The following is a 13682-nucleotide window of genomic DNA, read 5'->3' as shown; positions in this document are numbered from 1 at the left end:
TAAGCGCTATTGAAGAGACTAAACCATGAATGATTTCACCCTGGACGAGCTGAACACCCTGATCGCTGTATTTGAAAAGGCGGGTGTTGCCGACGATAGCAGTGCTGAAGCACTGATGTTCAGTCGTATCAAAACCGCACAGGCAGAGCGTGCTGAACTGGAAAGTATGGACTTTGATGATTGTCTTGGCGGTGCCTGCAAGCTGTGAGTGATCTGCCTAACTATTTTATCGGTGCCCATGTCAGCGCCAGCGGCGGGGTTGAAAATGCCCCGCTTAACGCCGCTAAACTGGGTGCCAATGCGTTTGCCCTGTTTACTAAAAACCAGCGTCGCTGGGATGCCAAGCCGCTGACTAAGGGTAATATCACTAAGTTTCGTGATAGCTGTGAACGCTTAGGCTTTGCGCCTGAACAGATCCTCCCCCATGACAGCTATCTGATCAATCTGGGGCATCCGGAACCTGAGGCGTTAGAAAAGTCCCGTGCCGCGTTTATTGACGAATTGCAGCGCTGTGAGCAGCTGGGTTTGTGCTACCTCAACTTTCACCCCGGCAGTCACCTGCGCAAGGTGGATGAGGAGACCTGTCTCAACACCATCGCTGAATCGATCAATATCGCCCTGGATAAAACCACTGGCGTGACCGCTGTGATTGAAAATACCGCCGGTCAGGGCAGTAATCTGGGCTGTCGCTTCGAACATCTGGCGCATATTATCGACCGCGTTGAAGATAAAAGCCGGGTCGGTGTCTGCCTCGATACCTGCCATACCTTTGCTTCGGGTTATGACCTGCGTGACCGGGCCGATTGTGAGCAGACCTTCGCTGAGTTTGAACAGGTTGTCGGTTTTGACTATCTCAAAGGGATGCACCTGAACGATTCCAAAGCGGCGTTCGACAGCCGTAAAGACCGCCATCATAGTCTGGGGATGGGCGAAATCGGTCTGGAAGTGTTCCGCTTTATCATGTCCGATGACCGTTTTCGCGGTATTCCACTGGTGCTGGAAACCATCGATGAGACGATCTGGGCCGAAGAGATTCAGATGTTGCGAGGATTTACTGATCTGAATTGGTAAATAGCCTGTACGGCATGCAACTTGCTGTATAAAATAACACCTATATAGTTTACCGACAGGGGCCTGGAAGCTCCTCTCCGTTAAAAGGATTTAACGATGTTTCTCAATGCAAACGAAGAACGCTTTTTCTTTCAGCTTCAGAATACAGACGATTCCGAACAGTTCAGTCTGGTAAGGCTTAACGGCGCAGAGGAGATCTCGGCGCTGTTTGAATTTGCCATCGAAGTGGTCTCCGATGATGGTGATATCGATTTCGCTAACCTGATTGGCCAGCCCGCATTCATCACCCTGCTGGATCAGACCGATGGCAGTGAAGAGCTCACCCGCTATATTCACGGCATGGTCTCTGAAGTGACTCTCGGTGATCAGGGGATCAATCAGAGTACCTATCATATACGCCTGGTACCTAAAATCTGGGCGTTGCAGCACCGGCAGAACAGCCGGATCTTCCAGTTTCAGAATGTGCAAACCATCATCCAGACCATTCTCACTGATGCTGGACTAAACACCGATGAGTTCCGTTTTGATCTGCTCAAAAGCTATCCCGATTATGACTACTGCGTGCAGTACCGGGAAACCGAGCTGGACTTCATTCAGCGGCTGTTGGCTGAAGAGGGGATTCACTACTACTTTGAACACAGCGATGAAGGCCATGTGCTGGTGTTCAGCGATACCTCCGGTTCCAACCCGGCCATCAGTGGTGATCCGCTACTGGACTGTTTTCACGACAGTCAGGGGGCGGTGCGTGAACAGCATATCTTCAGCTTCAGCTACAGCGAATCGATTGTCCCGGGAAAAGTGACTCTGCGGGATTTTGATTTTAAAAAGCCCAACCTCAAACTGGAATCCGCGAAATCGGGCGAGCTGGATGTGCCGCTGGAGATCTATGACCACCCTGGCCGTTTTATCGATTCAGGCCGGGGTAATAATAACGCCTTGATCCGGTTGGAATCCCTCAACCGTTATCGCCAATCCGCGAAGGGCAGTAGTGACGTTAACCGGATGACCCCGGGCTATAGTTTCGAACTCAGCGGGCACGACCGGGATGCACTCAATAGTGAGTATCTGATTGCGCGGGTTGAGCATGAATGTTCTCAGCCACAGGTGCTGGAAGTGGGAGCCTCGATCGAAGGCAGCCAGTATAGTAATAGCTATCTCTGTGTTCCCTTCGAGGTGCCATTCCGTCCCACAACCGATGTCAGATCCCCCCACGTCGAAGGCACCCAGACCGCGACTGTTACCGGCCCCGAGGGGGAAGAGATCTACACCGACGAGCATGGCCGCATCAAAGTGCAGTTTCACTGGGACCGTGAAGGCCAGGGCAATGAGACCAGCTCCTGCTGGATTCGGGTCAGTCAGTCTCATGCCGGTGGTAGCTTTGGTGGTATGTTTATCCCCCGTATCGGCGAAGAGGTGATTGTTGATTTCCTCGAAGGCGACCCGGACAAACCGCTGGTGATTGGTCGGGTGTATCATGGCCTTAATCGTACGCCGTACAAACTGCCGGAGCATAAAACCCGCAGCACCATTAAGACCAACTCCAGCAAAGGCGGCGATGGTTTTAATGAGATCCGCTTTGAAGATAAAAAGGGTGAAGAGCAGGTCTTCTATCACGCTGAGAAAGATGTTGATCAGCGAACCAAAAACGATCACCGCAGCTGGCTGGGTAATGACCGGCATAACATTGTCGAAGGTAAAGTTTACAGTGAATATCGCAGCGATGAGCACCACCTGACACAGGGCGATCAGTTTCAGCAGGTCAACAAAAACCAGCACATCACCATTGGTGAGTCCCAGTTCAGCGCTATCGCTGAAAAACTGATGCAGTACGCTGGCAGCGAGATGCACTATAAGGCAGGCAACCAGATCATTATCGAGGTAGGCACCGAACTCACTCTGAAAGCCGGTAGCGGCCTGATTAAACTTGATCCCGGCGGTGTCACCATTGTGGGTGCAGGTCTCAAACTCAATCAGGGCGGCAGCGGCGGCAGCGCCGCCAAAGCAGGTTCCATACAGCCCAACCGCCCGCTGGAAGCCGATAACAGCGTGGCCGGCTTTGTCTCCGATCCAAAGCAAGCTGAAATCATTCAGGCCCCTCTGCCCCTCGACTTCCTCGAGAAAGAAGATGAAGTGCGTTTTAAAATCGCCCCGGTGCCGGGCGCGAAGGGGTATGACGGCGTACCTTATAAACTTTATCGGGATGGAGCGTTAATTAGTGAAGGTTTAACCGGGCCTGGCGGGATGGTCTCTGCACACCATCAGGAAGGGGCTGCTCAATATGAGGTTGAGCTGTATAACGGTGCCCGAATTCAGTTTGATGTGCTGGAAAAATTCAGTGAGGGTGCTGAAGGCGAATTACAGAAGGCCTCCAACAGAGGTTTCAGGCGATTTGATGGGGCGGAGCATCCAGACGGCCTGAATGATCCGGATAAATACCTGCGCCAGCAATATCAGGATGCGAAAGGAAAAACAGCGACAGGAGATGCCGATGACTAATATGGATATTCAACAGGCGGCAATTGAAGAGCGGACTCTGCGCGGAACAGCAACACTAAACTGGTGGGCAAAAAAAGAGAGTAAATACGATCCCCGGCCGCACAGTGATATTAAGCCGTTAATAAATGGTGAAAGAGCCTTTGGCGCGGTTGAAGACGCAATAATACATGCTAAAAGCAGTATCGATATTATTAGCTGGGGGTTTGATCCCGCCATGCGGCTTAGCAGGCCTGAAAGTAAAGGGTTAAAAGGTAAGGAGATTGGCACACTGTTAGCGGAGAAAGCTAAACAGGGGGTTGAGGTTCGGGTGCTGATTTGGAAGAACGCGCTGGCTAATTTTTTGGAAAATACAGTGGTGGGTGATGGGCTATTCAGTAGAGGAGGCACCATGGCCGGCTCAGGTATCATGTCGACCTCATCGCCACATGATGCGTATCAGAATTTACTGGATGAACGGTTAGAGCTGATTGTGCTGCGTGATCGGTATAAACATCAGCGTGGTGGTACTAATAGCCAGAAAAATCTGGAACGGATTGAATTTAGTTTAGCGCACATTGAAGAGCAGTTGAATAAAGATCATGACTATGGTGGCACAGTACGTGGCAGTGGTGGCACATTCATGGATGCGGATGCCGAAATTTATACCCGGAACTGGTTCAAACAGGTTCATAGCGGGGGCTTTCCTGGAGTCGAATTTAAAACCCGTGACTTTGACAAGAAACTCGAAGAGCTTGAATTTCACCATGCGAGGCACCCATATTTAGGCATGTTTTTCGGCCATCGGGAAAAGCTGATGCGGCGCTTACTGTCGGATAAACTGTCGGGCAGGGATGTCTCGTTAACATGGAAAATGGTTGGCGCGCTTGGGTTCTTCCCCAGCCATCATCAGAAAATGGTGCTGACCGATTATATGCAGCCAGAAATCGCCCGGGGCTTTGTGATGGGGCATAACCTCCACCGCAATTATTGGGATACTGACGCCCATAACTTCGATGAACCCCGACGGGACTGGGGGTTTGGTCCCTGGCAGGATATATCCACCGAGGTTAAAGGTCCTATTCTGTGTGATCTGAACGAAAACTTTTGTACCGCCTGGGACAGGGAGTCTCACTTCTGGACCCGTTGGTGGGGGACTACGCTGACCAATGTCCGTTCCAAGATTACTTATAAGGATTTTTATAGCACGGAAAGGCGGGGAATGGCGCAGATTATCCGTACCCACCCCTATGATGGGCGTGATAATAACGGACAGGAAACCTCAATACTGGAAAGCTACAAAAACGCGATCAGTAACGCGACTGACTTTGTCTATACCGAAAATCAGTACTTCCGTTATCCTCAGCTTGCGAAGTGGATGAAGGATCAGGCCATACTGCTGAAGAAACAAGGGGCTAAGCGTGAGCTTTATTGGTTCGTAGTGACGAATACTATTAAGAATAGTTTTTATTCCAGTAGCACCTACGAGATGATGCATGAGGTAGGTCAGGAACAGCTGATGCCACAGGTTCAGCGTGACAGAGTCTTTCTGTTACAGGAAAAAACTGACGCGTTAAAACGGCTGGGACCGGGTCCCGAGCCTCTACACTGGACTGAGATTAGCATAAAAAGTTGGAGAGAAGGGCAGCTGAAAAAAGAAATAGCGGCTCTTAAAAAGGAGATTAGCCTCAGCGAAGCTGATCAAAGCCGGTTGGTACAGCAAGAGGCCGATATTAACCGGATGGAAAAACTGGATAAGATGGAGGAAAAGGGTGAAGGCATGACCGTTGCCGAGCAGCAGGAATTGGAAGATCTTCGGAAAAAGCACGGATATGACACGATTAAACCTAAGCTGACTAACCCGCCGGGGCTGAATGTGGTTGTTGCGACTCTGGTTAGCTTTAAAAAGCCTCCGCAAGGGAAGTGTAAATATAAAGATATCTATATTCACAGTAAACTTCAGGTTGTGGATGACCACTACTTCCTGCTTAGTTCAGCCAACATTAATAAGCGTAGTTTAGAAACTGATAGTGAGTTGGGCGTTCATGCACCCAGGCCTGATATTGCAAAACAGTTTACCGATCATCTTTGGAATCTGCATGCGAAGAAACGTTGGGGATTAACAGAGGACGACTTTGGTCATTGGGAAGAAACTGCAAAACTAAATTGGCAATTTCGAAAGAGAGGGAAGGCGCTTTTATGTTCACTAACATTGTTTTGGGATACCCAGACACCTTACAGCAAAGCTCTGGACTAAGCCGATGGTTACTATTACTGCTTTTACTAATACTACTATTGATCGGAGTTCCCGCGATGGCCTTTGAGTTTGAATGTGCCCGTCAGGCGGATTATCTGCCACCACTGGATAAGGATGCGGATGAGCTGTTTATGCAGGCCCGTCGTGCAGAAGTGACGCCAGGTAACACAGATGAGGAGAATATCAGCGGCCTCTATCAACTAGCCGCCGATAAAGGCCACTGGAAGGCGATGCATAACCTCAGCCGTCGTTATCTGGATGGGATAGGAGTGCCAACCGACAGCGGTAAGGCATTGGACTTGACTGAAAAACTGATCGAAATGAATGTCCCTATCGGTTATTACAATATGGCGGTGCTGCTAGAGCGGGGACGGGGTGTATACCAAGACCGGAAAGCCGCCTGGCAATACCTGCATAAGGCTGCGTCCATGGGAGAGCCTAATGCCCTTGTTCGGCTTGGAAAGCATTACGGCTATGATCTGCCAGGAGAAGATCAGGAGGATGATAAGGCTGCAGCCTATTATGCCTGTGCGGCACAACAGAACAGTGCATTGGGTCTGCATGAATATGCAGCTTGGCTACAGGTAGTGGATGAAAATTACCCCAAAGCCGCCCACTATTACCTGCTGGCTGCTGGGGGTGGGGATCAACGTGCTGCTTTATTTATAAGCGGTGTATTTCTTGATGGAGAGATGGGCTTTGACAAAGATGAAGAATATGGGAACAAGCTGTATTCAGTTCGGGATAGGTTGAGAAAAGACCCTCTTTATAAGCTCCCTAATATAGCCACTCGCTACCCGCTGCCTTACCACCCAACACTGGGCCGTTATAACCCCGAAACCGACCAGAACGAGATGCCTGAGTAAACGATGGATCTAAGACTAACAGCAAGGATGCTGCAAACCGGTTGGCTGGTTATTTTGCTACTAACCGGAGCTCCCGCCAAGGCCTTTGAGTTTGAATGTGCCCGTCAGGCGGATTATCTGCCACCACTGGATAAAGACGCCGATGAACTGTTTATGCAGGCCCGTCGAGCAGAGGTGACACCAGGTAACACAGATGAGGAGAATATCAGCGGCCTCTATCAACTGGCGGCTGAGAAAGGCCACTGGAAGGCGATGCACAACCTCAGCCGTCGTTATCTGGATGGGATAGGAGTGCCAACCGACAGTGGCAAGGCATTGGATCTCACCGAAAAACTGATCGAAATGAATGTCCCTATCGGTTATTACAATATGGCGGTGCTGCTGGAACGAGGGCGCGGCGTCCATCAGGACAGGGAAGCCGCCTGGCAATACCTGCATAAGGCTGCGTCCATGGGAGAGCCCAATGCCTTGGTGCGAATTGGGCAGCATTATGGCTATGATCTGGCAAGAGAAGATCAGGAGGATGATAAGGCTGCAGCCTATTATGCCTGTGCGGCACAGCAGAGTAGCGCCATAGGATATAAAGAGTATGCATCCTGGTTGAAAATAGTTGATAAGAATTACCCTAAAGCCGCCTATTATTATCTGTTGGCTGCTGGGAACGGGAATTATCGAGCCGCAGTATTTATCAGCGGAGTATTCCTTTATGGCGATTTAGGTTATGAGAAAGATGAAGAGTACGGATTGAAACTGGAGGGCTTTCTGAGGAAGTTAGATAAAGACCCCCTCTATAAGCTCCCTAATATAGCTGAGCGCTACCCGCTGCCTTACCACCCAACACTGGGCCGTTATAACCCCGAAACCGACCAGAACGAGATGCCAGAGAAATAAAAGATACTCTGAAAATTAAACGACAAGGATGTCAATGTTATGAAAAAAAAAGTATGTCTCTCTTTATGTTATTGCCTTTTTTCTGCTGGTTGCCTCGGGCTTTGCACTGTTAGTTTTCCTGGCGGGCATAGCTGCTGCCGTGTCGGGGTCAGGGAATAGTGCTGGTGCGGAAACTCTGTGGAGCTTTGTTGTCGGATTATTCTGGTTGTCGATGGCTACTTTTGCTATAGCCATTGTTTCGCATATTCAATATAGCGTTGATAAATCCGTGACAGATGAACCTGATGAGTTTGAGCTGGATCTGGATTCAGAAACAGAATAGCTGAAAGTTGATAAACCGGGATCTTACAAAAATATTTCAGATAACCGGGTTATCCCGAACTGCCGTGTGTAAAAGGAGTCTGGATTATGTCGGAACATTACCGAAAATTTTATTGGCTGGGACTCGTGTTGTTGGTGGGCTCAGTCATGATGATAATGGTTTCTATCGGCGGCATCGCTGCTGGTGTTTCCGGATCAGGTGCCAGCCAGAGTATCGAAGACATGCTGGTGCTGTCGGTCTATGTTTTCTGGGGCTCTTGGGTTGTGTTGTTGATTGCTTTAGTACTTCATCTTAAGGATCGGTCCAATCGGTCGGCGCTGAATGAAAGTAACAAACCTGGCTCTGATGAAGCGGATAGCCGGTAAGCCTGAGAGGGGCTGCCCGGCTGCTTTTACGATATTGTCGTTAGCGCTGGGAGTCGCCAGCGTTAAAGACTGTTTTCTGCGTTAATGACTTCTTTTTGCGTTAAAGACTTCCTTCAACGCTTAATGCTGCCTTTATCCGCTCTACATCCAGCCCCTGAATCAGCTCCACCAGATTGGGAAAAATGGCGGCGTGATAGCCGTAACCGCCATTGGTCATCTCATCCAGCGCCTGTTGTTTACTCCAGCCTTGTTCGACAATCCTGTACGTTGCGACGACTGTGCCGGTGCGGTCGGAACCGTGCCAGCAGTGCACCAGTAATGGTCCCTTGCTGTTTCTGATAATTCTCAGGGCTTCAATTAACTGATCTTCGGTGACCTTACCGGTGCGTAGTTTCAGCTGGTGGAGTGTTAATTGGGTTTTGCCCGCTTCATCCTCATCGTTATGAAACTCTCTCAGGTTGAGCACCTCTTTGATGCCGAACGCCGCTATTTGGGGAAACGCTTCGTCTCCAGGTTGTTCGGAACGGTAGAGGAGATCGTCGACACGGTAAAAGTTGTTCAGCTCTGAGCCGATGACCGGAGTGGCCCAGGCATCTGGACGCAGACGGGTTTCCGCATGGGTTATCGAGCTGAGTGCAAAGATCAGCAGGGTATAAAGCAGGGACGTTTGAATGCTGCGGGTCATGATGAAATCCTTTTCTTGTGAATGCTGACTCTATCTTAACCAGAGTGGTTATAAAACCCTCTGGGTTGTCATCTTTCTGTCACCCGGACTTAATAAGCTGTCAGTAACAACCTTTAATTGCCAACAGACTCATCATGACCGTTTCGCAGACTATACCTGATCGTTATGCACAGCTTAATGAACTGATTGAAACCGAGCAGTTGTATCCCCATTTTCAGCCGATTGTGGATCTTCGTCGTGGTGAAATATTGGGCCATGAAGCGCTGATTCGAGGGCCGGAGGGTAGTGAGCTTTATTCTCCGCTGATACTGTTCAGCACTGCCATTGAGTGTGGTCTGGAGAGTCGACTGGAGCTGTTGTGTCGTCGACTCTCTCTGGAGGCTTTTGCCCGGCAGTCAATTGAGGGCAAACTGTTTTTAAATGTCAGTGCTTCGCTATTGGGTACCCCGGAGCACCGCGAGGGGTTGACGGCGGAGTGGCTTAAGTCGCTGGATATTCCCATGGATTCCATTGTTATCGAGATATCAGAACAGCACCCGTTTGATAACCATGGGTTGACGCTTGAAGCGATAAATCATTACAAGCGAATGGGGTTCAGAGTCGCGGTTGATGACTTGGGAACCGGCTATTCCGGGCTTAAACTCTGGTCAGAGTTGCAACCTGAGTACGTTAAAATTGATCGCCACTTTATCCACAATGTGGATCGTGATCCGGTGAAGCGCCAGTTTGTAAAATCGATCTGCAGTATTGCCAATGGCGTGGGATCAAAGGTGATTGTTGAAGGGTTGGAAACCCGTTCAGAGCTGGTTACCCTGAAAGAGCTGGGGGCAACTATTGGGCAGGGGTTCTATCTGGGGCTGCCAACTCAGACGCCGAGAATGCAGTGCGATAGTGAAGAGTGGTTGCCCCGCAAACGGCGTGCCGGAAGTGAAAAGGATATGGCTGAGACGGCGGCGGTACTGGTGCATCCTGCGCCGGCCCTCAGCTTTGATGATCAGATGGGCTATACCGCAAAATTGTTTCGGGAAAACCCGCTGTACGATATTCTCGCGGTGCTTGAAGATGGCCGGCCGATTGGTACAGTGCACCGTTCTGATCTGCTGGAACTGTTCTCAACTCAGTATGGCCGGGCACTGTATGAGAATCGTCCAGTCACCCGGATTCTGGATACCAAGGCGATCATTATTGAATCCGATACCAGTCTGGAACAGGTGTCCCGATTGATTACTGAGCAGGATGCGGTCTATCTGCATCAGGGGCTGGTGATCACTAAAGATGGTCACTACCAGGGAATTGGTAACGTTCGTGACCTGTTGAAAAAAATCACTGAGCTGAAAATCCGCAATGCCCGTTATGCCAATCCGCTGACGCTGTTGCCCGGCAATGTGCCGATTAATCGTGAGATTGATGGTCTGCTGAAGCAAACTGAAAACTTCCGCGTGGCGTACTTTGATATCAACTTTTTCAAACCGTTCAATGACAGCTACGGTTATGTTAAAGGTGATCGCCTGATCCAGCTACTGGGTGAGCTGTTGACCAGTAATGCCAATGGTGAAAACTTTACTGGCCATGTGGGTGGTGATGACTTTGTGGTGGTATTTCGCACCGATAACTGGAAAGAGTGTTGTGAGCAAATACTGGTTCAGTTTGATCAGGCGATCCGCGAGTTTTACAGCCCGAAAGATCTGGAGCAGGGTGGTATTTGGGCCGCCAGTCGCACCGGCGAATCGGTGTTCTATCCGGTTTTGAGTCTTTCTTGCGGTGTTGTTCACCCCGACCCTTACCGCTGTGTTAGTTACCACGAAGTGGCGGAGCTCGCTGCTCAGGCGAAGAAAGAGGCGAAGAAACGGGATGGTAGTTATCTGTTTGTTTCCCGGCGACGTAAATTGCGGGTTAACTGAACAGACTTTCTCTCAGGAAGGGCGAAGCCCGGTTGCTGATCATGATGTTTTCAGCGCCAACGTCACCTTCCTGTATTCGTTTTACATAAGCATACCTATAGACTCTTCAGGCAGATTCTCCAGTCAAACTTTCTATTCAACTTTCCAGTCATGCTATATTGTCGCTCTGTATGCAAACCTGCATCGGTGACAAAAAAATACTGTCTGACTCCGGAACTCTGTTATGACCCACTGGCAACCACGATTTAGCGCTGCGGATGCGGCGATTATTGAGCAGCAACGTACCTGCGATGGCTTCTTTAAAATCAGTCGGCTGACGATTCGCCACTCACTGTTTGAAGGGGGCGAAGTTGAGGTCGTACGGGAGCAGTTTCAGCGCGGTGATGCGGTCTGTGTTTTACTTTATGATCCGGACAAAGAGAATATTGTGCTGGTAGAGCAGTTTCGCGTCGGCGCACTGGGCAGGCCCGGCGGCCCCTGGTTGCTGGAGCTGGTGGCCGGGATTGTTGAAGAGGGTGAGACGCCTGCCGATGTCGCGTTGCGGGAATCGGTAGAGGAGGCGGGCGCCGCTATCTTTGATATTGTGCCGATAACCCGATACCTGCCCAGCGCCGGCGGCAGTGATGAGTGTGTTGATCTGCTCTGTGCCCGGGTTGATAGTTCAGGTGTGGCGGGTGTGCACGGTCTGGCTGACGAAGGTGAGGATATTCTCGTGCATGTGCTACCCTTTGCTGAGGTGTGTGAGTTGGTGGCAAACGGCACGATAGATAATGCCGCGACCATTATTGCGGTACAATGGCTGCAGTTGAATAAACAGCAGTTGTTGCGACGCTGGGGTTGCGTGTAACCCAGCAGCGAATTAAGCGTTGTGAGCTTTGGAGACCATGAAAAAACGTTATATCCCTGACCTGGTAAAGCAGATGGCCGATTGTGAGGCCAACTATCTGCGCCTGATGCGGTTGATGCCGGATCTTGAACAGTGCGATGAGCGCGAGTTTGAGGTTCACTGGCACCAACAGCAGAGCGTCGTTCGCCTGCGGGTTGAGGAACGTTTTACCTATACCACGACGGTGCTGGTGTCCCAGAGCTTTGATCATAGCTGGCTGGAAGCGCCCAGCCTGGTGGTACGGATTTATCACGATGCCCGGGCGGCCGAGGTTATCTGCCTGAAAAGTCGGCGTCACTTCCGTGGCGTGTATAGCTACCCGAATGAACGGATGCATCAGAAAGATGAAAAAGCGCAGTTGAACCAATATCTGGGGGAATGGCTGAGTCACTGTCTGACCCACGGTCAGGCCGCCGAACCGGCGTATAGTTTTTTATGACGCCACTGGTTGTCGCACAGATTACCGACTGCCATCTGCAAAATGATCCTCGTCAGGACTATCGTGGCCAGAATGTTGAACAACATCTGGATCGCGTGGTTGAAAGTCTTCTGTTGCAAAGCCCATTAGCCGATCTGATTCTCTGGACTGGCGATCTGGTTCATCATGGCGGCCCGGAAGGGTATCAGCGTCTCAGTCAACGGCTTGCGGACCTGCCCGTGCCAAGCTATTGGATTCCCGGTAATCATGATGATGTGGCGTTGATGCAGCAGGTTGGTCATCAGGACAGCAATCAGACCGACAATCCCACCGTAAGACAGCTGAATCAGCGTAGTTTGGTGACCGGCGGCTGGGGGATCATACTGTTAGACAGCACCTCCGAACCGGATGGCCAGGGTGGTGGTTCACTGGCGCAGTGCGAGCTGGATTTTCTTCAACAGCAGCTGCAAAATTTTCAGGATTATCACTGTCTGGTGGTGCTACATCACAACCCGCTGCCGGTGGGAAGTGATTGGCAGGACCAGATTATGCTGGGCAATGCTGACCTGTTCTGGCGAGTGCTGGGGCAGCATAGTCATGTCAGAGCGGTGATTAATGGTCATGTGCATCAGCCCAGCGACCGGATGCATAATGGGGTTCGGGTGATGATGACACCCGCGACATCGGTGCAGTTTAAAGCGGCGTGTCCGCAACTGGTGCTGGAGGATGATCCTGACCTTAGGGGGCCCGCCTACCGGTTGTTAGCGCTTTATCCGGATGGACGAATTGAGACCTCGGTCAAAAGAGTCGCGGGTTAAGGTTGCATCGCCGGGCACTCTCCGGTAATTTACCGAAAATATGTATATATATACAGATAAATGCGACAACGAAGAGCGTTTTAGATAGAAAGGTTATGAATGGCCCAGCCACTGTTTATCTATATTCACGGCTTTAACAGCTCACCGGACTCCTATAAAGCCCGGTTTTTTGTTGATTGGATGGCCGCTGCCGGAAAGGCTGATCAGGTGATTGTGCCCACCCTGCCTCACTGGCCAGCAGCGGCAATCGATCTGCTGGAGCAGTTGATAACCGCCAACATGGATCGCACCATTACCCTGATTGGCAGCTCACTGGGCGGCTATTACAGCACCTGGCTGGCAGAGAAATATGACCTGCGCGCGGTGTTGATCAATCCGGCAGTGCGGCCTTATGAACTGTTGGAGGCGATGCTGGGCGAACAGGGTAATTACTACAGCGATGAGATATATGAGCTGACCCCTGAGCATCTGCAGCAGCTGCTGGCGATCAACTGTCTTCGTTTGCAAGACCCTTCCCGTTACCTGCTGCTAACCCAGACCGGCGATGAAACGCTGGATTATCGGGAAGCGGTAGAAAAGTTCAGGGATTCACCCATGCTGGTACAGCAGGGTGGTTCCCACGGTTTTGACCAATTTGAATCTGTAATTCCGGCGATACTGGCATTTGCCGAAGGCCGGATTGAGTTGCCTGCTGTCACTGATCTGACAGTCCGGGCGGATAAGGACTGAA

General features: G+C 50.6%; 13 protein-coding genes. 12 read left to right on the top strand and 1 reads right to left on the bottom strand.

What is annotated here, in order from left to right; translation table 11 throughout:
- Positions 1 to 25 precede the first annotated feature (25 nt).
- From Q0499_RS17345 to Q0499_RS17315, 7 genes are all read left to right on the top strand, one after another.
- A complete protein-coding gene (locus Q0499_RS17345; protein ID WP_299201951.1) occupies positions 26 to 208 on the top strand; it encodes a hypothetical protein in 183 nt (60 codons plus the stop codon).
- Positions 205 to 1071 (top strand): deoxyribonuclease IV, encoded by an 867-nt coding sequence (gene nfo, locus Q0499_RS17340; RefSeq protein ID WP_299201948.1) that lies wholly within the window; start codon positions 205 to 207, stop codon positions 1069 to 1071. Before Q0499_RS17345 ends, nfo begins: the two co-directional genes overlap by 4 nt.
- Before the next feature lie 96 nt (positions 1072 to 1167).
- Positions 1168 to 3567, top strand: coding sequence for a type VI secretion system tip protein VgrG (locus Q0499_RS17335; protein WP_299201945.1), 2400 nt, complete (start codon positions 1168 to 1170; stop codon positions 3565 to 3567).
- Positions 3560 to 5800 (top strand): phospholipase D-like domain-containing protein, encoded by a 2241-nt coding sequence (locus Q0499_RS17330; protein WP_299201942.1) that lies wholly within the window; start codon positions 3560 to 3562, stop codon positions 5798 to 5800. Before Q0499_RS17335 ends, Q0499_RS17330 begins: the two co-directional genes overlap by 8 nt.
- A 56-nt stretch (positions 5801 to 5856) precedes the next feature.
- Positions 5857 to 6666 (top strand): tetratricopeptide repeat protein, encoded by an 810-nt coding sequence (locus Q0499_RS17325; RefSeq protein WP_299201939.1) that lies wholly within the window; start codon positions 5857 to 5859, stop codon positions 6664 to 6666.
- A 3-nt stretch (positions 6667 to 6669) separates the two neighbouring features.
- Positions 6670 to 7557 (top strand): tetratricopeptide repeat protein, encoded by an 888-nt coding sequence (locus Q0499_RS17320; RefSeq protein ID WP_299201936.1) that lies wholly within the window; start codon positions 6670 to 6672, stop codon positions 7555 to 7557.
- 408 nt (positions 7558 to 7965) lie between these two features.
- Positions 7966 to 8244 (top strand): hypothetical protein, encoded by a 279-nt coding sequence (locus Q0499_RS17315; RefSeq protein ID WP_299201933.1) that lies wholly within the window; start codon positions 7966 to 7968, stop codon positions 8242 to 8244.
- Between the two features lie 100 nt (positions 8245 to 8344).
- On the opposite strand, the gene Q0499_RS17310 is transcribed toward Q0499_RS17315, so the two are convergent.
- Complete coding sequence (locus tag Q0499_RS17310) at positions 8345 to 8929, bottom strand: tyrosine-protein phosphatase (RefSeq protein ID WP_299201929.1); 585 nt, start codon at positions 8927 to 8929, stop codon at positions 8345 to 8347.
- A 134-nt stretch (positions 8930 to 9063) separates the two neighbouring features.
- On the opposite strand from Q0499_RS17310, the gene Q0499_RS17305 reads away from it, so the two are divergent.
- The 5 genes from Q0499_RS17305 (at position 9064) to Q0499_RS17285 (ending at position 13681) form a co-directional block, all read left to right on the top strand.
- Positions 9064 to 10830 (top strand): EAL domain-containing protein, encoded by a 1767-nt coding sequence (locus Q0499_RS17305; protein ID WP_299201926.1) that lies wholly within the window; start codon positions 9064 to 9066, stop codon positions 10828 to 10830.
- A gap of 223 nt (positions 10831 to 11053) precedes the next feature.
- On the top strand, positions 11054 to 11677 hold the full coding sequence (locus Q0499_RS17300; RefSeq protein WP_299201923.1) for an NUDIX domain-containing protein: 624 nt from the start codon (positions 11054 to 11056) through the stop codon (positions 11675 to 11677).
- Between the two features lie 37 nt (positions 11678 to 11714).
- Positions 11715 to 12155, top strand: a complete 441-nt coding sequence (locus Q0499_RS17295) for a DUF1249 domain-containing protein (protein ID WP_299201920.1) — start codon at positions 11715 to 11717, stop codon at positions 12153 to 12155.
- The gene (locus Q0499_RS17290) at positions 12152 to 12952 is read left to right on the top strand and encodes a metallophosphoesterase (RefSeq protein WP_299201917.1); all 801 of its coding nucleotides are present in this window, start codon (positions 12152 to 12154) and stop codon (positions 12950 to 12952) included. Before Q0499_RS17295 ends, Q0499_RS17290 begins: the two co-directional genes overlap by 4 nt.
- A gap of 99 nt (positions 12953 to 13051) precedes the next feature.
- Positions 13052 to 13681, top strand: a complete 630-nt coding sequence (locus Q0499_RS17285; RefSeq protein ID WP_299201914.1) for a YqiA/YcfP family alpha/beta fold hydrolase — start codon at positions 13052 to 13054, stop codon at positions 13679 to 13681.
- Position 13682 lies beyond the last annotated feature (1 nt).

The organism is uncultured Amphritea sp., assembly GCF_937127095.1.
Lineage (GTDB): Bacteria > Pseudomonadota > Gammaproteobacteria > Pseudomonadales > Balneatricaceae > Amphritea.
Note: the sequence above shows the minus strand (reverse complement) of the source record. Positions and strands in the feature narration are given on the sequence as shown.

Excerpts from the sequence above, each read along its gene's own strand:
- Q0499_RS17285 (WP_299201914.1), top strand. The coding sequence starts at position 13,052 with ATGGCCCAGCCACTGTTTATCTATATTCACGGCTTTAACAGCTCACCG.
- Q0499_RS17300 (WP_299201923.1), top strand. The coding sequence starts at position 11,054 with ATGACCCACTGGCAACCACGATTTAGCGCTGCGGATGCGGCGATTATT.
- Q0499_RS17345 (WP_299201951.1), top strand. The coding sequence starts at position 26 with ATGAATGATTTCACCCTGGACGAGCTGAACACCCTGATCGCTGTATTT.
- Q0499_RS17310 (WP_299201929.1), bottom strand. The coding sequence starts at position 8,929 with ATGACCCGCAGCATTCAAACGTCCCTGCTTTATACCCTGCTGATCTTT.
- Q0499_RS17335 (WP_299201945.1), top strand. The coding sequence starts at position 1,168 with ATGTTTCTCAATGCAAACGAAGAACGCTTTTTCTTTCAGCTTCAGAAT.
- Q0499_RS17305 (WP_299201926.1), top strand. The coding sequence starts at position 9,064 with ATGACCGTTTCGCAGACTATACCTGATCGTTATGCACAGCTTAATGAA.
- Q0499_RS17295 (WP_299201920.1), top strand. The coding sequence starts at position 11,715 with ATGAAAAAACGTTATATCCCTGACCTGGTAAAGCAGATGGCCGATTGT.
- Q0499_RS17320 (WP_299201936.1), top strand. The coding sequence starts at position 6,670 with ATGGATCTAAGACTAACAGCAAGGATGCTGCAAACCGGTTGGCTGGTT.
- Q0499_RS17315 (WP_299201933.1), top strand. The coding sequence starts at position 7,966 with ATGTCGGAACATTACCGAAAATTTTATTGGCTGGGACTCGTGTTGTTG.
- Q0499_RS17330 (WP_299201942.1), top strand. The coding sequence starts at position 3,560 with ATGACTAATATGGATATTCAACAGGCGGCAATTGAAGAGCGGACTCTG.
- Q0499_RS17325 (WP_299201939.1), top strand. The coding sequence starts at position 5,857 with ATGGCCTTTGAGTTTGAATGTGCCCGTCAGGCGGATTATCTGCCACCA.
- Q0499_RS17290 (WP_299201917.1), top strand. The coding sequence starts at position 12,152 with ATGACGCCACTGGTTGTCGCACAGATTACCGACTGCCATCTGCAAAAT.